This is a genomic window from Pacificispira sp. (assembly GCF_965228185.1).
In the GTDB taxonomy this organism is placed as follows: domain Bacteria; phylum Pseudomonadota; class Alphaproteobacteria; order UBA8366; family Aestuariispiraceae; genus Pacificispira.
This window is the reverse complement of record NZ_CBDDHE010000008.1, coordinates 230,267-252,862: the sequence shown is the minus strand read 5'-3', so window position 1 is coordinate 252,862 and position 22,596 is coordinate 230,267. Positions and strand designations below refer to the sequence as shown.

The window sequence follows — 22,596 nt, the reverse complement described above, 5'->3', positions numbered from 1 at the left end:
GGGTGTTGCGGCCCGCCTTCCCCATAACGATCGAACGCGACGGTCACGCCGCTTGCTTGCTTTCCGCCAGCAGGTTGCGCAGGACGTATTGCAGGACGCCGCCGTGGCGGTAGTACTCGATCTCGCCCGCGGTATCGATGCGGCAGGTCAGGGGAACTTCCTGGACGCTGCCGTCGGTCTTGCGGATCGTCAGCATGATGTCCTGTCGCGGCTTCAGGCCGCCCTCGATTCCGGCGATATCGAAGGTCTCGCTGCCGTCGAGGCCCAGGGATTGCCACGATGTGCCGTCTTTGAACTGCAGCGGCAGGACGCCCATGCCGACCAGGTTCGACCGGTGGATACGTTCGAAGCTTTCGACGATGACCGCCTTCACGCCCAGCAAATTGGTGCCCTTCGCCGCCCAGTCGCGGGAAGAGCCGGTACCGTATTCCTTACCGCCGAAGACGACCAGCGGCACGCCTTCCGACTTGTACTTCATGGCGGCGTCATAGACCGGCATGGCCTCGCCCGACGGCATGTGCTTGGTGAAGCCGCCTTCGATTTCCGGAACCATGGCGTTGCGGATCCGAATGTTGGCAAAGGTGCCGCGCATCATGACTTCGTGGTTCCCGCGGCGCGAGCCGTAGGAGTTGAAGTCGGCCGGGCGGACCTGACGTTCGGTCAGGTACTGCCCCGCCGGGGTCGACGGTTTGAACGATCCGGCCGGCGAGATGTGGTCGGTCGTCACCGAGTCGCCCAGCATCAGCAGCGGACGGGCGCCCTGAATGTCGCCCGGCGCGTCCGGTTCGGCCTTCATATCCTCGAAATAGGGCGGGTGCTGAACATAGGTCGAGCCGGAGTTCCATTCATAGGTCTCACCACCCGACACGCTGATCGCCTGCCATTCCGGCGGTCCCTGGAAGACGTTGCCGTAACGCGACCGGAACATCTCGGAGGTCAGCGCGGCGCGGACGGTTTCCTCGACCTCGTGATTGGTGGGCCAGATATCCTTCAGGAAAACAGGCTTGCCGTCCTTGCCCTCGCCGAGCGGATCCTTGGTGATGTCGATCGTCATATTCCCAGCGATGGCATAGGCAACGACCAGCGGCGGCGAGGCCAGATAATTGCCGCGCGTCTGCGGATTGACGCGGCCTTCGAAGTTCCGGTTGCCGGACAGAACCGACGTGACGACCAGATCGCCTTCGTCGACGGCTTTCGAGATCGCTTCCGGCAGCGGGCCGGAATTGCCGATACAGGTCGTGCAGCCATAGCCGACCAGATCGAAGCCCAACGCGTCGAGATCGTCCTGCAGGCCGGCCTTTTCCAGATAGTCTGTCACCACCTGGGACCCGGGCGCCAGCGAGGTCTTCACCCAGGGCTTTACGTTCAGCCCCTTTTCCCGCGCCTTGCGGGCGACCAGACCGGCGGCCACCAGGACCGAGGGGTTGGAGGTGTTGGTGCAGGAGGTGATCGCCGCGATGACGACGTCGCCATGCTTCAGCTTGTAATCGGCCCCCTCGACCGGAACCTGCGTGTTCCAGCCGCTGTCGGTCGATTGCGCCGGACCGCCTTCGGCCGCCAGACGGGCTTCCTCCTCATTGGACGGGACACCCAGATAGTCGGCGATGACTTTCTTGAATTCCGGGGCGGCCATGGACAGGCTGACACGATCCTGCGGGCGTTTCGGCCCGGCCAGGGACGGCTCGACGGTATCCAGGTTCAGTTCCAGCGTGTCGGTGAAGACCGGGTCCGGGGTCCCGGCTTCGCGCCACATGCCCTGAGCCTTGGCATAGGCTTCCGCCAGCGCGACGTGCTCGTCCTTGCGGCCGGAGAATTTCAGATAGCGGATCGTCTCGGCGTCGATCGGGAAGATACCGCAGGTCGCGCCGTATTCCGGGGCCATATTGGCAATGGTCGCGCGGTCGGCGAGGGTCAGGCTGCCCAGCCCGTCGCCATAGAATTCCACGAATTTGCCGACGACGCCCTTCTTTCGCAGCATCTGGGTGACTGTCAGGACCAGATCGGTGGCGGTCATGCCTTCCTTCAGCTTGCCGGACAGTTTGAAACCGATGACTTCCGGGATCAGCATGGTGACGGGCTGGCCCAGCATCGCTGCTTCGGCCTCGATTCCGCCGACGCCCCAGCCCAGGACGCCCAGGCCGTTGACCATGGTCGTGTGGCTGTCGGTTCCGACCAGCGTGTCCGGATAGGCGATCTCCGCTTCACCGCCTTTTTCCGGCGACGACCAGATTCCGCGCGCCAGATATTCGAGATTCACCTGGTGGCAGATGCCGGTGCCGGGGGGCACGACGCTGAAATTATCGAAGGCGGTCTGGCCCCAGCGCAGGAATTCATAGCGCTCGCCATTGCGTTCGAACTCCAGCTCGACATTCTTCTTGAACGCGTCCGGGCCGCCAAAAAAGTCGACCATGACCGAATGGTCAATGACGAGGTCGCAGGGCGATAGCGGGTTAATCTTCTGTGGATCGCCACCCATTTTGACCATCGCGGCGCGCATCGCGGCCAGATCGACGACGGCGGGGACGCCGGTGAAATCCTGCATCAGGACGCGGGCGGGGCGATAGGCGATTTCGCGGTCGGAGCCCTTGGCCTTCAGCCAGTCGGCCATGGCCTGAATATCGTCGGTGGTGACGCTGACGCCGTCTTCGAAGCGCAGCAGGTTTTCCAGAAGCACCTTCAGCGAGAAGGGCAGGCGCGCCACGTCGCCGATTGTCCCGGCAGCGGCGTCGATCGAATAATAGTCGTAATTCCGGCCGCCCACCGAAAGGCTGCGGCGCGTCTTTAAACTGTCTTGGCCAGTCATGGTCATTGCTTAGAAATCTCCCGTTCCAGATGGGCTGGGGCGGGGAGGTCGGTGCCTTGCGCTCTAGGGCTTGTCGGCGCGGGCGGACCGCTCTTCCCCCCGAGAAATACAGATGGGTCGGTTTATACTGCATCGCAATAGGCCCGTCCAATTTACGGCCTTGTGCAGGGGTTAGGTAGGGGAAGTGATCCGAAGGTCAGCCGAGACCGACGCCGTCCGCAACGGCTTTCGCTACGGCCGCGGTGAAGCTGGACACGCCGAAACGCTTTGCGATCTGCTGATGCCGTTTCTCCAGCATGCGGGGCGAGATATCCAGCAGCTTCGCCTGTTCCTGGAAACTGAGTTCCGGATGGTCGATCTGAATGCGCAGGACTTCCATCTGCTTGTCGCTGAGATTGATGAAGTCGCGCGCGGTACGGGTCAGGCCCGGATGACCGCGCAGCAATTCATCCATCCGGACCGCGGCGATCGACAACTCCGCGCGGTATTGCATGAACAGGGAATCCACAGATTTGTCGGAGGTCAGGATCAGGGCGCTGACATTCTGTCCGCGGCCGCCGAAGATGACCGTGCCGTCCTTGACGCCGAATGCTTCCCAAACGCGGGTGGCATCGTTCGCATAAGGGCCGGTCAGGGTGCCGCGTGCTTCGGAGAAGGTGAAATTCTGCCAGCGGCGGCGGATGGCCACCGCGACGGGGCAGAAACGGTCGGCCTGTATGCCGTAATAATGTTCCAGGAAGCCGTCCGGCATCGCGTCCCAGGTCAGGACGGCCTCAGGTTCCCAGGATTGCCAGAACGCCCATTTGAATCCCACGGCCTTGACGGTGCGCACGATCGATGCCGGCGAGTCCGCATTCGCAAAGGCGCTCAACGCGGAACCGCTGCCCAACGCCACCAGAGGCGCCGACACGGCATTTGAGTTGAGCGATTTACGATCCGCCATGGAGGGGGTTCACTTTCTGGGCCACCTTCTGGTGCATTCGGAAATCATATAATGCCTGAAACCTGTTACCGGGAACTTAACGCCGCTGTTCGGTCGGAGGTTGTGCGTGCCGCCGGGGGCAGCGGGCAACCGACCGGTCGCCCGTTCCCCGGGATATCGGTGGGCCAAACTCATTTCCGGCCCCGGCACGCTACCACCCCGTGTGTTGCGACAGATATCGGTCGAAATCAAGATACTCGACCGAACCGTTCAGGGCCTCGACAAGGTCGTAATCGTCGGATTCCGCAGGCTCGGTCTGAGGATCGCGTAGATTTAGGCGAATCTGCCGATACTCGACATTGTTGTATACTGCCGGCGGCACATTCATCAACTCAAATCCATGCTTCTGCCAGAATTTGAGGAGTTTGGGGTTTTCCACCGCACCAACGACGGATCCGACCCCCTTGAATTCGCTGTAGGCCCGCGCCGTTCTCGCCAGACCCAGCAGTGCCTTGGTGCCGTGCCGTCCGGCATTCGGCAGAATCGCCAGCCGTTCCCAGGCGGCGATGCCGCCGGCTCCGGCATTCAGGATGCGTACCCGCATCGTCCCGATCGGCGCCTTACCGCATTTCGCCAGCAGATGCGTCGTGCTGACCAGGTCGTTTCCGTCGAATTCCTCGAAATACGGCTCGCCTCTGGCCAGGAACGCGGCCGACCGTACGGCGTTGCACGCCATAAAGTCATCCATGGTTGTTACAACAATGACGCGCACGGATTCGGCATCCTTACCTCTCGGTTCGTCTATTTTAACGTCTGTCATGGTCTAACCTTCCACTTTTACGGTTCATTTTTGGGGCATTGGGCCCCGACGAGTACTCTTTTACCGTGTTCCGTGGATAAAAACGCGATTTTCCTTGAACATATGTCAAATCGCTGTAATGTAATTGCACTTCTGCCGTGTATTTGGGTACCGCACTAAGACGCAAACCTGTGTCTGGGCCCAAGGGGTGAATGCCCCGACAGTACGTCCGGCGGTGTCGGTGTCAGCCGGCCTTAATCCAGCTCTCTATGAACCCGTCGTCGCGGTGCTGTCACCGCGCTGGATAGGTCGTGCGTCGCACCGCCCGAAATGCGGGTTCGTGGAAGCGGTTTCATTCAAGTCGAAACAGGAGATTGAAATGCCGCATCCTACGGATGTTTATGTTGGGCGCCGTGTGCGCGAAGCACGTGTCGCGAAAGGAATGTCTCAGACCGATCTCGGCGATAAGCTGGGGGTCAGCTTTCAGCAGGTGCAGAAGTATGAGAAGGGGACCAACCGGATCGGCGCCAGCCGTCTGCTGCAGACGTCGATGGCCTTGAGCGTACCGGTCGAGTACTTCTTCGACGGGATCGACGGTGTCGATGCCGACGAAGGGCCGAACAACGCCAAACTGTCGCGCAAGGCGATCGCCACGGCGACCAAGCTGCACCAGATTCCCGATGACGCGATGCGCCGCGAGATCATTCGCTTGATCGACGTTGCGGCGGAAGTCCGTCTGGCGAGCTGACGCCATAGCGGCTGATGAATTGTAGAAAGACGGCCGCGCCGGCTCTCTGGCCGGGGCGGCCGCTTTATTTCCGCGATGATGACAGGGCTAGACCTTCCGTTGGCGCTGCCCGGCGCTTCGTCAGAGCCGCGACATGGTACGGACCAACTGCTTGACCGCCGTCCGCATGCTCTCGTTTTCAATGCGCTGAATGTCGCGGGCGATCCGCATTGCCTCCGGATCGGCCAAAGTCTTGTCCGTCGCGTCGGTGACGGAGGCGATGCCGTCGAAAATGTCGTTCACGGTCACCTTCAGCGCTTCGCAGATCTGGATCAGGCGGCTCGCTCCCATGCGGTTCACGCCCTTTTCGTATTTTTGAACCTGCTGAAAACTGACGCCGAGTTTCAATCCCAAATCGGTTTGTGACAATCCCGCCCGTGTACGTAACTCCCGAACGCGATTTCCCACAGCAACGTCAACCGGATGCGCCATCCCTTAAACCCCTTCGACCCCCCAAATCCAGGCCGTAACGATTATCCGATCCCAGCGGTAATTCAACTTGATTGATTTTTTCCGATTCTATTAAAACGTGAGGTGAACGGTATTGATATGCCGCACCTTAAAACTTTAACGGTCTAATAGACTTTCCATAGGGTGTATTTGTTTCCATTTTGGATATGATTTCGCCACTAGAGGGTCATCCGCCGGGAAGGAAGAAAATTCATGGCCGATTACCGATTCGTCGCCGATCGGGACGCCGTCGTTTTGGTCAGGCTGGGGCCGGATGGGGAGGCGCTGGCGGCGCCGATTCGTATCGAGGCGTCCCGCAGCCGCCAGGTCGATGACGTAGATCTGGAAACCTGGGGCATGGTGGCGACCTTGGATGGCGAAGACTTGGCCCAGGTCGCGGCGCGCTGCCTCAACGCGGCACTCGGTATCGATCGGGAGGATATTGCCACCGCCTCACAGGCGCTCGAAATTCTGGTCGCGCAGCAATTGGCCAAGATCGATGCCGACGATCCCGTCGCCCTCGTGGAGGAGGCGATGCGGTACGTCCTGCGCCAGGAGCGTTGGCGTTTCGATATTGCCCGCGAACGCCGGGAAGATGGGGTGCGCTTGGCCTTGCAGAACCCGAACGGGGCGGCGGTTCCGTTGGCCGTTCACGTATCAAACCGCGGCAAGACGCCCAGCTTCTGGGTGATGCAGGACAACCGCCTCGTTCAGGGCGGGCATGCCTATAAAATTCCGATTCAGGCGGCGACGGCTCTCAAATCGGCGGTGGAAGACTATCTTTACGCCCACGATACCGGCGAAATCCGGCCCCATGGATAGGGGCCGCGACGTCCGAATGGTACCCCCTTCCAAACTAGGACCAGACGCGCGCACCTGATTCCGTGACGACGATATCCATCGGAATATCGTGCCATTGCGGGTGGATGGTCGGAAGGTGCGTCTTCTCGAAACCGACGCCGACTTTCAGAATCCTTCGCCCGGCCGATTTCAATGTTCGGTCATAATAGCCGCCGCCATTGCCCAATCGGAAACCTTGGCTGTCGAAGCCGACAAGTGGGATAAGCAGGATGTCGGGGGACAGGCAGGTTTCGTCTTCGGGAATCGGAATATTCCAGAACCCCTGGATCATCGGGGCGCCGGGGCGCCAGCGCCGGAACCGGACCGGTTGGTTGCGGACCGGAATGTAAGGCAGTGCCAGTTTGAACCGATCCGCTAAGGCGTCGCGCACAAAGGGACGCAAATCGACTTCCCCTTTGATCGGCCAATAGAATCCGAGCGTCGTGTAGTCCGTCTGGTTGAAAATTTCCGTCAGCGCGGCCTCGATAACGGTTGTTGCGGCGGCCCGTTCGGTTCCTGCGGTTGCGACCCGGCGGGCCACCAGTGTCCGACGGCACAGCCGACGCCAGCGATAGATCGCTGCGGAATTGGATGGGATCGCGACGTCGTTCATCGAAGCGCCTCCTTTCACCCACCATTCAGATCACGGATTAGACAGTTCGGACAAACGATGTATTTTGAGGGCTGATATCGATTTTATTGAAGTAAAACCATGGATGCCGATCTTGCCCGTACCTTTTTGATGGTGGCGTCCTGCGGAAGTTTTCTGGAGGCTTCCGAACGGCTGCACCTGACCCAGTCGACGGTCAGCATGCGCATCAAGCGCCTGGAGGACGAATTCGGGCTTGCGTTGTTCGTGCGCGGGCGGAACGGGGCGCGCCTGACACAGGCGGGGCAGCGGCTTCACAAGCATGCCACCGAATTGCTGCACACGATCAACCGGGCCCATGAAGATCTCGGCGATACCGAAGATTTTCGCCTTACCTTGAATGTCGGGGCGCGGTTCGGGATTTGGGAATCCTTCCTGTCGGATGCGATGGCAAGGGTCGAGCGAACCATGTCCGGCATTGCATTGCGCAGTTCTGTCGGGTTCGAGGACGATCTGACGGAAAGGATCTCCAATGCCAGGCTGGATTGCGCCTTCATGTATACGCCGGAAAACCGGGGCGGAATGACGGTTGAGAAGATCGTCGACGAGGAACTGATACTTGCGCGGAGCAGCGACCTGACCGCGGAGCGCGCCTTGCGGCTTGAGGGACTTGTCCATACCGATTGGGGACCGGATTTCGCCCGTGCCTTCACGGCCCTTCATCCGGATGCGCCGCGGCCGTTCCTGTCGGCGAGCATCGGCTGGCTGTCCCTTCGCCATGTTCTCCTGAATGGCGGATGCGGCTACTTTCCGCGCCGGATCGTCAATGCCCATGTTCGATCCGGCGCGATGGCGATCATGGAGGATGCCCCCAGCTTTCCGTTGCCAGTCTATGCCGTTCTGCCCGGCCGCCAGGGCAGAACGAAACGCAGCGAAGCCGCCTTGAGCCTCGTCGCCGCCTGCAAGGACGCAGTACAGGACGGATGAAGGGCCGAAGCGGTCGGGATTTATGCGGATGTCAGGGGGAGAAGTGGTGCCGCCAGGGTGACTCGAACACCCGACCTACGCATTACGAATGCGCCGCTCTACCAACTGAGCTATGGCGGCCCGCCACGACGGGCGCCCGAATGCCGGAAGCGTCGGGCGGCTGGGTTTTATCCGCACCGGCGACGCATTGCAAGTCCGACCTGACTGCAAATCGACGGGAAATGAGGCAGGAAAGACGAAAAAATTGGGGCAATGTGACGGCAATCACTTAAGTCGGGCCGTATGTGACCCATATTAGCTTCAGAAGGACGCGGAAACGAGCGGCGCTTTGATCCAAAAGGATCCGTCCCCCGCCGCGCAGGATCCGCAGCCTTCTACCTCCAAGTCAGACTCAGGCCGGTCCGTCCGGCCTTTTTTTTGTCCGCGATTTGGCGGTGGCCTGGGCCCTCTCAGACGGCGACCCCGTCATCGCGATGGCTTCCCAGATTGGACGGCGCGTCGGCTGGTGCCGGGACCGGTGCGGCCTCGGCTTCCGTCGCCCGCATCAGCCAGGCATGCGCGGCGGTCAGATCGCCATGTTCCGATTGTTCCAGGCGGGCCCAGAGACGACAGAGGCGCGGCGGCACCGGCTCTCCTACAATATCCAGGGCTTTGGCAAGGTGAGAGCGGGCCTCCCCCCATAATTCGGCGTCCAGGCAGATATCGGCCAGGGCCATATGGCTTTCGGCATCGTCCGGCGCGAGGCTCAAGAGCTTTTCGAAGCGCTTTACCTGGGACAGGGCGGAGGTGCCCTCCGGTGCCAAATCGCGATATGCGGCCGCCAATTGCGGCCCCGGCGCCTTCTGCCAGGCGTCCTCGACCAGTTTCTCGGCCTTGCGCTCCTTGCCGGACCGGCGCATCAGGCCGGCGGCCAGGGTCACCGCTTCGGCATTGGCAGGGTCCGCCTTCAGGGCAGTTTGTGCGGCCTTCAGGGCGGGGGCGTCCTCGCCCTTGATCGACAGCAATTCCGCCTGCTTGACCGAAAGGCGGGCGCGGATCGGGGCCGCTTCCGGGCTGGGCAGCGCGCCCGTCCGTTCCGCATCGTCCAGCGTCTTCAACGCCCCGGCCCAGCGCCCGGCATTGATTTGCAGGTCCAGGAGTTCCAGCAGCACCCATTTGGCGGACGGCCGCAGGCGGCGTGCCTCTTCGGCCAATTCCAGGGCGCGTGCCTTGTCACCGGCACGCAGTGCCTGGGTCATCAATCCACGTAGTCCCAGGAAGGCGACCTCGGGATCGCCGCGCATATCCTCGAAATAGGCGACCGCCGCCTGATCGTCGCCGGAAAGGCGCGCGCTTTGCGCCTGCAGCAGCTTGGTCAGCGGCGCATCGGTCAGCAGGTCCTTGGCGCGGCGGGATTGCCGCCGGGATTCGTCGCGATCGCCTGCGGCGACGGCGACCATGCCCAGAGTCAGGGCGCGATAGCCCTTCATCTCCCGGATGGCCTTGCGCTGAGCGCGCCAGCGTCCGGGGAAGCGGAACACGGTCTGACGAATGCGCTCGCCATAGATGAACAGCAGCACCAGGACCAGGATGATCAGGGCGAAGACACCGACCGGCATGTCGACGACCCAGCCCTGCCAGTCGAAGGTCACGCGACCGGGTTCCAACGCGAAGAACACCGCCAGGGCGCCGATGACGCCCAGCTTGATCAGGAACCAGAGAACCCGCCAGGTCATGTGCCGTCCCCATTCGTGCTCGCGGGAGAGGCACTGCCACTGAGGCCCGCCGCGACAGCCCGGCGCAGGTCGCGCAGGGCGGCTTCCGCCGATAGTCGGGCTTCCGCGGATTGCAGCCAGGTATCGACCGCGCCCGACGCGCCGCGAACCGGGGTCAGGGCCGCGACGGCGCCGGTCAGGTCACCGCGCAGCAAGGCGGCTTCGGCACGGCTGACCGGTGGGTCGTCCGGCGCGTCGCCCTTGCGGCGGATCGAAACCAGGGCCCGGGCGCCATCCATCAGGGTGTCCAACACGTCGCCGTCCGTCTTGCCCAACTCGGTCTGCATCGCCGGGGCGTCGCGGCGGAATGCCGCCAGCAATTCGGCGCGGGTCGTAACGCCCGACGCGGCAACGCCGTCCAATGCAGCCGCGGCCTCCGTCACACCGGGGTCGCCGTCCGCCAAAGATTTCAGGCGGTCCAGCGCGTCCGGGAAGGGGCGTCCGTCCGCCATGGCGGATTCGACGTCTCCGACGGCCAGCGCCAGACCGGCCTGGGCTGCTCCCTCGATGGCGGGGCGCGATTCCAGTGCGGCGATGGCGTCGCCTTGGCGCTGGATTGTCGCCTCGACGCCGGCCAATCCGGCCATGGCCCGCTCGGCCTCGGCCGTGGCCTGTTGGGTCAGACTTTCGATCACGCCCAACCGCTCCAGCAGCCGGTCGCGGGTATCGGTGTCGCGCTCCAGCCCGGCTCGGATATCGTCGACCGCGCCGCGCAGCGCGGCCAAATCCGTCTCCAACGTCGACAGCTTGCCGTCCAGAGACGCGGTCGCCGCGCCGCCATCGGAATCGCCGCCGGTCGCCACCGGCCGGGATTCCACGCCTTGGACGCGTTGACGCAAGGCAGCGATATCGGAGGCCAGCGCCGCGAGCTCACCGGACAGGTCGGGCGGCGGTGCGGCCTGCGTGATCGTCCCGGCAGTCGGTTGCGGGGCGTATTTCGCAAGGTAAGGATCGACATAGGGCGCCCAGACGGGACGCGCGACGACCGCCGCCAGGGCCGCGACGCCGACCAGCAGGGCCAGCTTTCCCCCGCCCTGGGTCGCGGGGGCCGGGGGGGCAGCCTCTGCCTCGGTCGTCGTTTCTTCGGCGACGGGCGATTCCGCTACGTCTTCTTCCGCCGCACGGTCTGTGGCCTCTTCCGATACTTCCGGTGTGGGCGCGGGCTCCTGGTCGTCCGGAACGTCCTGGGCCGGTTCTTCCGTCGTCTCGGCCCAGGGGGTGGCTTCCTCCGCCGCGGCGGGCTCTTCGGCCGGTGCCGCGCCGCCATTGGGTAGGGCAACGCTGAGGTCGATGTCATGAGCACCCGCAGCGGCGATGATGTCGCGCCAGCGGGAATCCGGAATATGACCGCGCGTTTTCCAGCCCTGAACGGTGCTGACCGCGACGTCCAGTTTGGACGCCATCGGCCGGATGCCGCCAAAGGCGTCGATGACGGCGTCGGCGTTCAGGTCCTGGACCGGCTCCGCCACCGCGTCGCCCTCGACCTCTTCTTCCGGGGTTTTCTTGTCTTCCGTCATGGCACCTGCCCTGTTAGATGCTACCGCCCCGAACAAATCGGCGATCGCGGCAATCATCGCATTCGATTCCCGGCTGTCCGAGACTCTGATCCCAGTCCATTCGACGCCTCCGGCTTCCGCCGCTACGGCGTCGCTGAGACAAACCGCCCAGGCCGTACGCGCACGGGGCGCACGGCCCGAGTCCTGCAATAGCCTAACAAAGGCTGCGGCCGTACGGGGAGAAAAAAACGTCGTCGCGGCGATTCGTCCGGTGTCGAAGGCCGAAAGACAGGCGTCGCTGAGCTCCGATGCCGGTTCGGCGCGATAGAGCGGGACCCGACGCACTTGGTATCCGAGCGCTTCCAGGCGTCCCTTCAAGTCGCCGGCCGTAACGGTTCCCGCCGCGTGAAAGAACGGCGCATCACCTGGTGAGAAGCGCGCCCTGACCGACTGGACCAGTGCGTCGACATCTCCGGCGGCCGCCTCGACATCCTCGAAACCGGCCTCTGACGCCGCCTGCGCGCTGGCCGGGCCGACGGTCAGGACCGGTAGGTCGCGACGGCTGGAAAGCTGGGAAAAGGCGCGTACGCCATTGGCGGAGGTGAACAACAGCGCCTTGCATCCATCGATGTCGACCTCGGCATCCGCAACGGGCTCGATGCGCAGCATCGGTTCGATCATACCGTCCAGGCCCAGGGCCCGGATGGCGTCCAGCAGGGGCGCCGCGTCCTCGGCCGGACGGGTGACCAGGATGATCGGGCTGGGGGAGGGATCGTCGGTATCAGTCAAAGAACGTGTCACCCATTTCGGTGCGAAGCTGAGCGCCGGCGTCGCGCGCCAGGGCAACGGCATCCGCCACCGGACCGGACCGTTCGACCGTCAGCACGCGCGCGCCGTCTTCCCGGGCGACCAGGCCGCGAAACCGGACCGTGCCGCCCTGCACCTCCGCCAATCCGGCGATCGGGGTGTGGCAGGTGCCGTCCAGCACATCCAGGAAGGCCCGTTCCGCATGGACGCGGATCGCGGTTTCCTCATGATTCAGGGGGGCGAAAAGGGCGGCGAGATCAGGCCGGTTCGTCGCGAGGGTGACGCCGACCGCGCCCTGGGCGCAGGCGGGCAGCATCTCCTCCGGCGCCAGGGCCTTGGTCGCCACTTCCGCCATGCCGAGGCGGTTGAGCCCCGCCATGGCCAGCAAGGTCGCGTCGGCGACCCGTTCCTCCAGTTTGCGCAGCCGTGTCTGGACATTGCCGCGGAACAGCACGACCTCCACATCCGGGCGCTGCGCCAGGATCTGCGCCTTGCGCCGGAGCGATGCGGTCCCGACCCGCGCGCCGACCGGCAGGTCGGCCAGGCTGCCCGCGACCGGGCTCAGGAAAGCGTCGCGCACGTCCTCCCGCTCCAAAAGGCAGGCCAGCGTGATACCGTCGGCCAGCCAGGTCTCGACATCCTTCATCGAATGCACGGCAGCATCGCAGCGGCCGTCCAGAACCGCGCGGTCCAGTTCCTTGGTGAACAAGCCCTTGCCGCCGACTTCCGCCAGGGGCCGGTCCTGGATCTGGTCCCCGACGACCTTGATTTCGACAATATCGACCAGAAGGCCCGGATGGGCGGCTGTTAACTTGTCGCGCACTTCTTCGGCTTGCAGCATCGCCAGGGGAGAGCCGCGCGTGCCCAGTGTGACTTTCTCGATTGTCGGCGCCATGAAGGGTCCTTCCGGCCGGTAGCGTAACCTTGAACTTTCGGAACCTGTAGCGCATCCGGTCCGCATAGGCTACATCCTGCGGCGTCATGATTGTACTGGGCATCGAAACCTCCTGCGACGAGACGGCGGCGGCCGTGGTCGACGACCAACGGCGCGTCCTGGCGAATGTCGTTCTGTCGCAATTGGACGACCACCGGCCCTATGGCGGCGTCGTCCCGGAAATCGCGGCGCGCGCACATCTGGTTCATCTGGACGGGATCGTGTCGGAGGCGCTGCGCCAAGCGGACCTGTCGCTGGACGGGGTCGACGCGGTGGCGGCGACGGCCGGACCCGGTCTGATCGGCGGGGTGATGATCGGCGCGACCATGGGCAAGGCCATGGCGCTGGGTGCCGGGCTGCCCTTCGTCGCGGTAAATCATCTTGAGGGCCATGCCCTGACCGCGCGCCTGACGGACGATGTCGCCTTTCCCTATCTGTTGCTGCTGGTCAGCGGCGGGCATTGCCAGTTGCTGTCCGTCAGGTCGGTCGGGCAATACGAACGCTTGGGTGGTACGGTCGACGACGCGGTCGGCGAGGCCTTCGATAAGACCGCGAAACTGTTGGGGCTCGGCTATCCGGGCGGCCCGGCGGTGGAAGAGGCCGCCCGCCTGGCGGTCGATCCCGGACGGTTCTCTCTGCCCCGGCCGATGGCGGGTCGGGAAGGCTGCGACTTTTCCTTTGCGGGCCTGAAGACCGCCGTGCGGCAGGCCGCCGACAAATTGCCTGCGGGGCCGGACGGTGCGCTGGATCCGGCGGACCGCGACGATCTCGCCGCCGCGTTTCAGCAGGCGGTGGCCGATGTGATCGTCGACCGGACGCGCAACGCCATTCGCCTGTTCCATGCGCAGAACGGGGTGGGTGGCACGCTGGTGGTCGCCGGCGGCGTCGCCGCCAATGCGACCTTGCGCGGGGCATTGCAATCCCTGTCCACCGACGAAGCCATAGCCTTTGCCGCGCCGCCGATTGGCCTGTGCACCGACAATGCGGCGATGATCGCCTGGGCCGGGTTGGAGCGGCTGCGTCTGGGGCTGACGGACGGGCTGGACTTCAAGCCGCGCCCGCGCTGGCCCTTGTCGGAACTGTCCACGGCGACTTTGTCCGCAGCGGCATCGGATAGGGGGGCGGAATGAGCGGAACCGTAGCCGTCCTGGGCGGCGGGGCCTGGGGAACTGCGCTGGCCTGTGTCGCGCGTCGCGCCGGCCGGCCGGTCCGGATCTGGGTCCGGAATGCGCAGGCCGCGGAGGCTATTGCGGCCGGGTCCAATCCCGGACGGTTGCCCGGCGTCGCGTTGGAGCGCGGCATCGCCGCGTCGACGGATTTGGCCGAAGTGCTGAGCGGTGCTGACTTTGCCCTGTTGGCCGTTCCGGCCCAGGTTTTGCGGTCGGTTGCGGAAGCTGCCGCGCCGGTGCTGCCGGACGGGCTGCCGGTTGCGATCTGCGCCAAGGGGATCGAGCGCGGGACCCTGAAGCGGATGAGTGAGGTTCTGGCGGAGGCGTTGCCGGCGGCGCGGGCCTGCGTTTTCTCCGGCCCCACCTTCGCGGCGGAGGTCGCGCGCGGCCTGCCGACGGCGATCACGCTGGCCGCCGAAGATCAAGACGCCGCCGCGCGCATTCAGGCGGGGGTCGGATCCGGCACGCTGCGCGCCTATCTGTCCGACGATCCAGTCGGGGCGGAGTTGGGCGGCGCGATCAAGAATGTCATTGCGCTGGCGGCTGGAATTGCCACCGGCCGCGGACTGGGGGAGAACGCGCGCGCGGCCCTGGTCAGCCGGGGGCTCGCCGAAATGGTGCGCTTGTCCGTAGCGGAAGGCGGCCGGGCCGAGACCCTGATGGGCTTGGCGGGGGCGGGCGATCTGATCCTGACCGCGATGAGTGAGACGTCGCGGAACACGTCGTTCGGCATCGCGGTGGGCGAAGGACGGCGGATTGGCGAAGTCCTGACGGCCCGACGCGCGGTCACGGAAGGCTATTGGTCGGCCCAGGCGGTTGCGGCACTGGCGGCACGGGCCGGCGTCGACATGCCGATCACCCAAATGGTCAACGCCATTCTGGACCAGAAGCTCGATGTCGATGCGGCCATCGCGCAACTGATGGAACGGCCGACCGCCAGCGAATTCCGCTCCTGACCCATCTGACCTGGATAGCGCCTACGACTCCTCCGCCATCACCCATCGGTCGCGACCGGCGGTCTTGGCCGCATAGAGCGCCTGGTCGGCCCGGTAGACCGTTCGGTCATATCCTTCGTCCGAGGGGATATAGCGGCACAGACCCGCGCTCGCGGTGATCCTGAGCGGACCGTTCGCGGTCTTGATCGGCCGGGCCCGCAGCATTTCCAGAAAACCTTCCAGTAGAATACTGGCATCGTCCATTCCGGTTTCCGGCATCAGGACCAGAAATTCCTCGCCGCCCCACCGCGCGATCATGTCCCGATCGCGCATCGCGCCAGACAGGCGCGCGGCAAAATCCACCAGGACCTCATCCCCGACATCATGGCCATGGGTGTCGTTGACTGCCTTGAAATGGTCGATGTCGAACAGCGCGACGCAGAACGGCAGATCGGCTTCCAGATAGGCGCGGGTTTCGGCGATCAGCGCGTCATGGGCGCCGCGCCGGTTGGCCATGCCGGTCAACGGGTCGGTGATCGATGCGGCGCGCAACTGATCGTTCAGATCCAGGATCTGCGCCTGCATCCGGTCGCTCATCCGCGATATCTTGTCCAGATTCCGGTCCAGTCGCCGGTAACGGCCAACCAACCATTCGACCTCGGCCTGGAGCTCCGGCGTGACCTGGTCCAACCGTTCCAACAGCGCGTCGATGCGCGCGTCCGTCTTGTTCTGGTCCGCCAACGGTCTTCCCTTAGATCCAGGAGTCAGTCCGTCACGATATCGTAAGGCAGGGAGACGTCTTCCAGCAATTCTTCGGCGAGTTCCACCACCCGCTCATTCTCGGGGTCGCAACGCCAGATCACCGACACTTCGGCGCCGTTGCCATGGGCCTCGTCCAGCCGGTCCAACATATCCATCATGGATTTGATGCTGCCCGTATTCAGATAGGACAGCGCGATTTCCAAGGTGACCGGCAGACCGGCCTCTTCATCCAGAATCTCGTCCAGCCAGGCGATGATCGGACGATAGAAGTCGAAGGTGTTTTCCGGATAGGATTCGCCCGATAGATGAATGACCCGCTTGTTCGGGTCGCAGTCGACCGCCGGCGAAGACCGGGTCCCTTCTATCGTGATACGTTCGACCATGCTCGTCCCCAACCAGTGTCGCCCCCCGACGAGGCCTTCTTTTTCAAGCGCTAGATCACCACTGTCAAGGTGAAGAAGGCGTGATCCTCATCCGCATCCGACAGACTGTAGGACAGCGGCCTGGACGCCTTCCGACCCATCTGCAGAAAACCGAGTCCCGCGCCCTTGGCCCCATCTTCGACCGGGGCGCGTAGGCGCTCCTTATAGGCGGCCTTCAGCGCCGGTTCGTCCATGGCTATGACCGAATCCAGCTTTTCGGACAGCGCGGCGGCATGGTCCTTCAGTACCAGATTGCCCGACACCACCGCATATTCGTCGCCTTCCCGTGCGATCAGCACCGTACCGGCGTTCAGCCGTGCGGTATGGGCGTCGTCCCTGCCGCAGCTTTCGGCATAATGCCGGATGTTCTGGGTGACCTCGATATAGACCGAAAAGACGTCGGCGATGCGCTTACGCGGCTGGGTCTGTGCCTCCAGGTGGCGTCGGATCGCCTCGCCCAGCTCCTCGATCACGCTCTGCGAAAACGGACCGTTGAAGCTGAGAACGATGTGGCAGCGCTCGAAAATCTCGCGCAGGGCCGTCATGTCATTCTGATTCATGCCGCATCCTTCGGCCAACGTTTCATAGCCGCGACTTTACGATTGTTTCAGGCAAAAGCCCAATACGGCCAAATCGTCGCGCTGCACATAGCCCTTACTATAGGTCTCGACATCCGCCGCCAGATGGGCGCCCTGCTCTTCGATCGACAGATTCGCGCCCTGTTGCAGGGCGTCCGTCAGCCGGCGTCGGCCATAGCCGTATCCCTTGTCGCCGCCCGATTGGTCCAGGATTCCGTCCGAGGTCAGGAAGATCCGCTCCGCCTCGCGCTCGGTAAAGACGGTTTCCTGAATCGACGTGGCGGAACTGGTCTGTCGGCCGTAACCCAGACCGTGCTTCGTGCCGCGCACCCGGTCGATCCGGCCCTTGGTCTGTACGAAGACGTCCAGCCCGGCGCCCGCGACCCGGACGCGGCCGACATCGGATTCGAGCAGGCAGAGCGTCAGTTCCAGACCGTTGTCGGGGCCGACCTGGGCCTCGGTCTGATGCAGGTTGATTCGTACGATACGGTCGATCGCCATCATCACGGCGGCCGGGCCGCCGACCCCAGTCTCGTTGATCGCGCGGCGACAGACGGAGGCGGCCATCATGGTCATCATCGCGCCCGGCACGCCATGGCCGGTACAGTCCCCTAGACCGACATAGGTGCCGTAATCCGTTTTCACACCGATATAGAAATCGCCACCGACGATATCGGCCGGTTTGAACAGCAGGAAGTTGGGCCCGATCTGAGCATCGAAGAAGGATTTCTGCGGCAGGATGCCGGTCTGGATCAGACGGGCATATTCGATGCCGTCGATCAGCTTGCTGTTGACCTGATGCAATTCCTCCGTCCGGTCGCGAACCAGTTGGTCCAGCCGTTTCTTTTCTTCGACCCGGTCGGTGACGTCCGTGAAGGTGAAGACATAGCCGCCATTGGACAGGGGATGACCGGAGATCTCGACATAGCGGCCGTTGCTGAGCAGCCGTTCCGTCGAATACTCGCTGCCGTCGCGCACCGGGCGCAGCCGGTCTTCGACATGTTTGCCGGGTTGTCCCGGACCATACTCGCCACGCGCCGCCAGGGTCCAAAGCATGGCCTCCAGCGGCTGTCCCGGCTGGACGATCGGGTCGTCCGGGGCGAATCCGAAAAAGCGGCGATAGGGGTTGTTGACAAAGGTGATCGTCAGATCGCCGTCGACGACCAACAGGCCTTGCGTAATTTCCGACGCGGCCTCGCGCAGAAGCTTGGCGGCGTGATCGTCATCGCGCCGACCGCCCAGGCGCACAGCGCTATCTGCCGTCTCCGACATCGTTCCTAACGGTCCCCTCACCACAATCGCGCCAAGGGTAGCCCAGCCGCCCCCGCCGTGGCGAGCCTTCTTTTCCGGCGCCAGTTTTCCATGGTGCGCAAAACCGGTTGAAGGTCCCCCCTTTTTCGCCTATTCACCCGGCTGAGGCCCCTGTGGCGGAATTGGTAGACGCGGCAGACTCAAAATCTGTTTTCCTTACGGAAGTGGGAGTTCGAGTCTCCCCGGGGGCACCATTCCGATTAAAGATTGTCGCGTGGCGGGATCGAAATCGTTAGATTCGGTCTTGAATTTTCTTATGTCTGTCAGTAATTGAACAATGTTCAAATCTTGAGAGAGACAGAAGATGACCTTGCCTGTGATTCCTTTGGTCGATATCCGAGAGGGCGGAGCCGCGCTACTGTGCCGGTCCCACCGGGCCGGGGCGGAGCGGTTGTTGGTGGCCGGCAAGCGCAAGATGTCGGCGCCGGTCGTGACCCTGTTCGATGGGCGCAGTTCGCGGTGGGCGGCGCGGACGGACAATCCCTACCGCGCGGAAATCGCCGAGCTGGCGGCGGGTATGCCGCGCGGCATCTGGTTCATGAATTTCTGTTACGAATGGGGCTGCACCACTGCCGTCGCTGAGGCCGAGTCCGGCGGCATGTCGATGCGCCGGACCCTGGACTGGCCCTTCGACGGGCTGGGACGGGAGCTGATCGTAGCCCATCAGACCGGCGCGGCGGGCGAGTTCTACAACATCACATGGCCGGGTTTCGCGGGACTGATCACCGGGATGGCACCGGGTCGGTTCTCGCTGGCGATCAATCAGGCGCCCCTGCGCCTGAAGCGTGGCTGGCCGGTCGCGGCGGGCTGGCTGTGGGATCGTGTCCAGGTCGGGCGCAGCAGAGCGCTGCCGCCCGCCCATTTGGCGCGGCGCGTTTTTGAAACCTGCACGGATTACACTGCGGCCGTCCGGATGATCCGCGAAACCCCGATCGCGCTGCCCGCATTGTTCAGCTTGGCCGGAACGAGGCCGGGGGAGGGCTGCGTTATCGAGCATCTGGGCGTGGAAACGCGAATTCACGCCGCGCCGGAGGCGGTGGCGAATGACTGGTTGAGCGGCGACCTGACCGGGCATCCGCGCGGCAAGGAAAACGCGACCCGCCGCGCCCGAATTCGGGATGCGGCGGCGTCGCCGCTGGCTTGGCTTGCCGCGCCGATACTGAACGCCGATACGCGGATGGCCGCGGAGATGGATGCCGGCGCCGGAACCTTGATGCTGCGCGGCTATGAGAAGGACGGCGCAGCGACCGAACTGTTCGTGCTTTGAGCCGATACGGCTTGGCCGCAGACAATATCGTGCAAGGCCCTTTCGCCATCGTCCTCCTAGAGAACGGTTTGATCAGATGTTGTCCCGCTGGGATGTAGGTCGAGACGCAGGCCCCTGGACGGCCGGCGCGACCTTGCCGGTGACCTGGTTGGCCAGGTTTTGAACTGCTTGGCGGCGATCGCACGGATTTCGGCGGTGCTGTCAGGCGTCATCCTGAAAATAAACATGCAATCCAATCGTCATATCGACGTCTGAGCCATTGGTCGCCAGCGGACAATGCACGCTTTCGTAGCGGCGCCAGCCCTTTGCAGGATTCCATACCATATGTCCGTTCCGGAAGACCGGACCGCGAGCATCGATCGGGGCACGGAAGGACGCCAGGACATGGTCGCGATGGCCGTCATACTGGCATTCGGAAACGCGCTTGCCGGTCAGATCCCGATCATTGGCATCGGCGATGAGAGTGCCGACCAGCCGGTAGCGAAAATCGGCGCCGCCATCCAAGACGTCCATGATCAGCAACCGGCCAAGCCAGGGCTGCAATTCTTCAATGGTCAGGTCGGTGCGGGCAGGCAGGCGGCTGCCGAAGGTCTTGGATAGCCATAGCGCTGCAAAGGCCCGTATTTCAGGGGATTGCGCATCCGCTTCCCGGTCGTCGTCATCCGGTTGGGGAGGCGTCGATTTGTCGTTCTGCACCAAACCCGCCTTTCTCGGACGGCGATCAGCGGCGGTCGGAACAATCCGCGCAATGACCTCGCAGTTCCACCGTCGTTCGGTTTGGAACGAATGATGCCCGGTTCGCCCAGTCGGCCAGCCGGGTTTCCAGGGCGGGATCGGAAAATTCCGTGACCTTGCCGCAACTGTCGCAGATCGCGAAGGCGGTTTGGCCGGCATCATCGCAATCCGGGTGATTGCAGGCAACGAAGGCGTTCAGGCTTTCCAGACGGTGGGCCATGCCGAACTCGACCAGCCGGTCGAGCGCGCGATAGACCTGAACCGGGGCCCGAAGCCCGTCATCCCGCAAATTGTCCAACAGCGCATAGGCGCTCATCGGTTGGTCCGATTTGCGCAGCGCGCCGAAGACCAGCGCCTCGTTCTTGGTCAATGTGCGACGGCCTTCCGTCATCGATGCTCATTCCCTTTGCTTGCCCGCCTCAGGGTCCCTGCCTGCGGCGGCCCGGTCAAGCTTATCAGATATGCCCGGGGCGCGGCGACCGTCGTGTCTGCGTCCGGTCAGAGCCGGGTGACACAATCGGCAGCGATCCAGAGGCCGAGCATCGCGGTCGCGCCGCCGGCCAGGCCCTGCAGGCCGCGATGGGTCCAGGTCATCGCCTTGGCGGTCCAGGCCAGCGGCACCGCCATCAGGGCCGACAGAACGGCCATGCCCAGGATCGACCCGATCCCGAACATCAGGACATAAAGCGCGCCCGTCCAGGGCGACTGTAATCCGGCGGCGGTCAGCACCAGTAAGGCGGCCGATCCGGCCAGGCCATGGGTCATGCCGATCAGCAAGGTGCGCCAGGGCAGTCCGGCCGGGTGGTCGTGATCGTGACCGGGCGCATGGGGCCGCGCCGGCGCGCCGCCATGGGAATGCGCGTGAAGGTGAACCGTACCGTCGGCATGGCGGTGGCGGTGGAAATGCACCCTTTCGCGGATCAGACGATAGAGCACGTGGCTGCCCAAGGCGAACAGCATGACGCCGACCAGCGCCTCAAGATAGAGCGAAAACCGGTCCGGCAAGGAGGCGCCCAGAAGCAACGCGCCGCCGGCGACCAGCATCAGGGTGACGGTGTGGCCCACCCCCCAGACCGCGCCGTGGCGAACGATCCGCCGGACGGATTTTTCGCGCGCCGCGATGCAGGATACCGCTGCCACATGATCCGCCTCCAGCGCATGCTGCATTCCGATCATCAGCCCGAGCGAGAGTGTCCAGAGCATGTGCGCGCGATATCCGGGATTGTGCCGCCGCAAATCGGGCGTCCTGGATGTGTGGCCGTAAACGGGACGGCGGTCAAGCGTGCAGAGTGCGGTGCAGCGTAAACGGCGCTGAAGGCTCAGGACGGCAGGACGGCCGTCGCTTCGATCTCGACCTTCGCCCGGTCCTCGACCAGCGCGGCGACCTGAACCATCGTCATGGCAGGAAAGTTCCGACCCAGCACGGCGCGGTAGGCCTCGCCGACCTCGCGCAGGCGCGCCAGATACTCTTTCTTATCGGTCACATACCAGGTGAGACGCACCAGATGTTCCGGCCCGGCTCCGGCCTCCGCCAGAATCGCGACGATATTGGCCAGGGCTTGGCGAACCTGGTCGACGAAATCGTCGCTTTCGAACTGCTGATCGCCGGTCCAGCCGATCTGACCGCCCAGATAGAGCGTCTTGCCGTCCGCCGGGACCGCGATGCCATTGGCGTAGCCCGACGCCTTCTTCCAATTGGAGGGATGGAGAATTTCATGCATCGCTTGCGTCCTCTTCCAAAAGGAAATGCGTCATTCGGGCTCTCAGATCGTCGGGAAAGGGGGTCGGCTTCAGCGCTTCCAGGTCGGTATGGACCAGGACCTGACGTCCTTCCAGCCGGAGGTCGCCCTCCGGACCCAGAAAGGCGAATCGCGCGGTCAGGCTGGCACCGCCCAGTTTTTCGATCCCGTATTCGATGGTGATTTCCTCGCCCAGGCGGCTCGGCTTCTTGAACTGCACGTCGATCGACACCGTCGGAATCCCGCTATGCCGCGCGCCGTGAAGCTCCGCGAAGGGGACGCCCAGTTCCAGGTCGAACCATTCTTCCACCACCGCGTTCAGCATTTCGAAATAGCGCGGATAGAAGACGATTCCCGCCGGGTCGCAGTGCTGGAATAAAATCTTGCGCGTCGTCGCGAAGGCAGCCATCGATTTTTCCTGGGCCCGTCTGATAGGGTTCCGGAAACCAATCCGGTTAGGTGGGCGGAGTGTCGGCCTTTCCAAAAATTATTTCAAGCTTAAAATGTTTT

General features: G+C 63.8%; 23 protein-coding genes and 2 tRNA genes. 7 read left to right on the top strand and 18 right to left on the bottom strand.

Going from position 1 to position 22,596, the window contains the following annotated elements:
- Positions 1–43: 43 nt before the first annotated feature.
- The 3 genes from acnA to ACO06O_RS15880 all read right to left on the bottom strand — a co-directional run bounded on the left by acnA (position 44) and on the right by ACO06O_RS15880 (position 4,461).
- On the bottom strand, positions 44–2,809 hold the full coding sequence (acnA, locus tag ACO06O_RS15890) for an aconitate hydratase AcnA (protein WP_421881837.1): 2,766 nt from the start codon (positions 2,807–2,809) through the stop codon (positions 44–46).
- Positions 2,810–2,999: 190 nt separating this feature from the next.
- Positions 3,000–3,746: a helix-turn-helix transcriptional regulator gene (locus tag ACO06O_RS15885; protein WP_421881834.1), complete on the bottom strand. Its 747-nt coding sequence runs from the start codon at positions 3,744–3,746 to the stop codon at positions 3,000–3,002.
- Positions 3,747–3,936: 190 nt separating this feature from the next.
- Positions 3,937–4,461 (bottom strand): GNAT family N-acetyltransferase, encoded by a 525-nt coding sequence (locus ACO06O_RS15880; RefSeq protein WP_421881831.1) that lies wholly within the window; start codon positions 4,459–4,461, stop codon positions 3,937–3,939.
- A gap of 442 nt (positions 4,462–4,903) precedes the next feature.
- On the opposite strand from ACO06O_RS15880, the gene ACO06O_RS15875 reads away from it, so the two are divergent.
- Positions 4,904–5,272, top strand: a complete 369-nt coding sequence (locus ACO06O_RS15875; protein WP_421881828.1) for a helix-turn-helix domain-containing protein — start codon at positions 4,904–4,906, stop codon at positions 5,270–5,272.
- 120 nt (positions 5,273–5,392) lie between these two features.
- On the opposite strand, the gene ACO06O_RS15870 is transcribed toward ACO06O_RS15875, so the two are convergent.
- Complete coding sequence (locus ACO06O_RS15870; protein WP_420418570.1) at positions 5,393–5,743, bottom strand: helix-turn-helix domain-containing protein; 351 nt, start codon at positions 5,741–5,743, stop codon at positions 5,393–5,395.
- A gap of 231 nt (positions 5,744–5,974) precedes the next feature.
- Between ACO06O_RS15870 and ACO06O_RS15865 the strand changes: the two genes are divergently transcribed.
- Complete coding sequence (locus ACO06O_RS15865) at positions 5,975–6,583, top strand: hypothetical protein (RefSeq protein WP_421881825.1); 609 nt, start codon at positions 5,975–5,977, stop codon at positions 6,581–6,583.
- A gap of 34 nt (positions 6,584–6,617) precedes the next feature.
- On the opposite strand, the gene ACO06O_RS15860 is transcribed toward ACO06O_RS15865, so the two are convergent.
- Positions 6,618–7,214 carry a 5-formyltetrahydrofolate cyclo-ligase gene (locus ACO06O_RS15860; RefSeq protein WP_421881822.1) on the bottom strand — a complete coding sequence of 199 codons (597 nt, stop codon included), beginning with the start codon at positions 7,212–7,214 and terminating at the stop codon, positions 6,618–6,620.
- Between the two features lie 99 nt (positions 7,215–7,313).
- Between ACO06O_RS15860 and ACO06O_RS15855 the strand changes: the two genes are divergently transcribed.
- Positions 7,314–8,177, top strand: coding sequence for a LysR family transcriptional regulator (locus tag ACO06O_RS15855; protein ID WP_421881819.1), 864 nt, complete (start codon positions 7,314–7,316; stop codon positions 8,175–8,177).
- Between the two features lie 44 nt (positions 8,178–8,221).
- Here the strand turns inward: ACO06O_RS15855 and ACO06O_RS15850 are convergent.
- The 4 genes from ACO06O_RS15850 to hemC form a co-directional block, all read right to left on the bottom strand.
- A tRNA-Thr gene (locus tag ACO06O_RS15850) sits at positions 8,222–8,297 on the bottom strand.
- 329 nt (positions 8,298–8,626) lie between these two features.
- Positions 8,627–9,892: a heme biosynthesis protein HemY gene (locus ACO06O_RS15845; protein ID WP_421881816.1), complete on the bottom strand. Its 1,266-nt coding sequence runs from the start codon at positions 9,890–9,892 to the stop codon at positions 8,627–8,629.
- The gene (locus ACO06O_RS15840; RefSeq protein WP_421881813.1) at positions 9,889–12,216 is read right to left on the bottom strand and encodes a uroporphyrinogen-III synthase; all 2,328 of its coding nucleotides are present in this window, start codon (positions 12,214–12,216) and stop codon (positions 9,889–9,891) included. Before ACO06O_RS15840 ends, ACO06O_RS15845 begins: the two co-directional genes overlap by 4 nt.
- The gene (gene hemC / locus ACO06O_RS15835; RefSeq protein ID WP_421881810.1) at positions 12,209–13,129 is read right to left on the bottom strand and encodes a hydroxymethylbilane synthase; all 921 of its coding nucleotides are present in this window, start codon (positions 13,127–13,129) and stop codon (positions 12,209–12,211) included. The genes ACO06O_RS15840 and hemC overlap by 8 nt, the downstream gene beginning before the upstream one ends.
- A gap of 86 nt (positions 13,130–13,215) precedes the next feature.
- On the opposite strand from hemC, the gene tsaD reads away from it, so the two are divergent.
- Together tsaD and ACO06O_RS15825 are read left to right on the top strand one after the other, a co-directional pair.
- Entirely contained in the window at positions 13,216–14,298 is a 1,083-nt protein-coding gene (tsaD, locus tag ACO06O_RS15830; RefSeq protein WP_421881807.1) for a tRNA (adenosine(37)-N6)-threonylcarbamoyltransferase complex transferase subunit TsaD, read from the top strand.
- On the top strand, positions 14,295–15,293 hold the full coding sequence (locus ACO06O_RS15825; RefSeq protein WP_421881804.1) for an NAD(P)H-dependent glycerol-3-phosphate dehydrogenase: 999 nt from the start codon (positions 14,295–14,297) through the stop codon (positions 15,291–15,293). The genes tsaD and ACO06O_RS15825 overlap by 4 nt, the downstream gene beginning before the upstream one ends.
- 21 nt (positions 15,294–15,314) lie before the next feature.
- On the opposite strand, the gene ACO06O_RS15820 is transcribed toward ACO06O_RS15825, so the two are convergent.
- Genes ACO06O_RS15820 through ACO06O_RS15805 form a run of 4 tightly spaced genes read right to left on the bottom strand, consistent with a single transcriptional unit; the run spans position 15,315 to position 18,306 of the window.
- On the bottom strand, positions 15,315–16,013 hold the full coding sequence (locus ACO06O_RS15820; protein ID WP_421881801.1) for a diguanylate cyclase: 699 nt from the start codon (positions 16,011–16,013) through the stop codon (positions 15,315–15,317).
- Positions 16,014–16,036: 23 nt separating this feature from the next.
- The gene (locus tag ACO06O_RS15815) at positions 16,037–16,417 is read right to left on the bottom strand and encodes a SiaC family regulatory phosphoprotein (RefSeq protein WP_421881798.1); all 381 of its coding nucleotides are present in this window, start codon (positions 16,415–16,417) and stop codon (positions 16,037–16,039) included.
- 50 nt (positions 16,418–16,467) lie between these two features.
- Positions 16,468–17,016 carry a SiaB family protein kinase gene (locus tag ACO06O_RS15810; RefSeq protein WP_420418559.1) on the bottom strand — a complete coding sequence of 183 codons (549 nt, stop codon included), beginning with the start codon at positions 17,014–17,016 and terminating at the stop codon, positions 16,468–16,470.
- A gap of 36 nt (positions 17,017–17,052) precedes the next feature.
- Positions 17,053–18,306, bottom strand: coding sequence for a PAS-domain containing protein (locus tag ACO06O_RS15805; RefSeq protein WP_421881795.1), 1,254 nt, complete (start codon positions 18,304–18,306; stop codon positions 17,053–17,055).
- A gap of 146 nt (positions 18,307–18,452) precedes the next feature.
- Between ACO06O_RS15805 and ACO06O_RS15800 the strand changes: the two genes are divergently transcribed.
- Both ACO06O_RS15800 and ACO06O_RS15795 read left to right on the top strand, forming a co-directional pair.
- Positions 18,453–18,539, top strand: a tRNA-Leu gene (locus ACO06O_RS15800).
- A gap of 110 nt (positions 18,540–18,649) precedes the next feature.
- On the top strand, positions 18,650–19,612 hold the full coding sequence (locus tag ACO06O_RS15795) for a hypothetical protein (RefSeq protein WP_421881793.1): 963 nt from the start codon (positions 18,650–18,652) through the stop codon (positions 19,610–19,612).
- Between the two features lie 201 nt (positions 19,613–19,813).
- On the opposite strand, the gene ACO06O_RS15790 is transcribed toward ACO06O_RS15795, so the two are convergent.
- From ACO06O_RS15790 to ACO06O_RS15770, 5 genes are all read right to left on the bottom strand, one after another.
- Entirely contained in the window at positions 19,814–20,308 is a 495-nt protein-coding gene (locus tag ACO06O_RS15790) for a PAS domain-containing protein (RefSeq protein WP_421881790.1), read from the bottom strand.
- Between the two features lie 25 nt (positions 20,309–20,333).
- Positions 20,334–20,738, bottom strand: a complete 405-nt coding sequence (locus tag ACO06O_RS15785; protein WP_421881787.1) for a Fur family transcriptional regulator — start codon at positions 20,736–20,738, stop codon at positions 20,334–20,336.
- Positions 20,739–20,845: 107 nt separating this feature from the next.
- Positions 20,846–21,550 carry a hypothetical protein gene (locus tag ACO06O_RS15780; protein ID WP_421881784.1) on the bottom strand — a complete coding sequence of 235 codons (705 nt, stop codon included), beginning with the start codon at positions 21,548–21,550 and terminating at the stop codon, positions 20,846–20,848.
- A gap of 116 nt (positions 21,551–21,666) precedes the next feature.
- The gene (locus ACO06O_RS15775; protein WP_421881781.1) at positions 21,667–22,068 is read right to left on the bottom strand and encodes a RidA family protein; all 402 of its coding nucleotides are present in this window, start codon (positions 22,066–22,068) and stop codon (positions 21,667–21,669) included.
- Positions 22,061–22,495 (bottom strand): acyl-CoA thioesterase, encoded by a 435-nt coding sequence (locus tag ACO06O_RS15770; RefSeq protein ID WP_421881779.1) that lies wholly within the window; start codon positions 22,493–22,495, stop codon positions 22,061–22,063. The genes ACO06O_RS15775 and ACO06O_RS15770 overlap by 8 nt, the downstream gene beginning before the upstream one ends.
- Positions 22,496–22,596 lie beyond the last annotated feature (101 nt).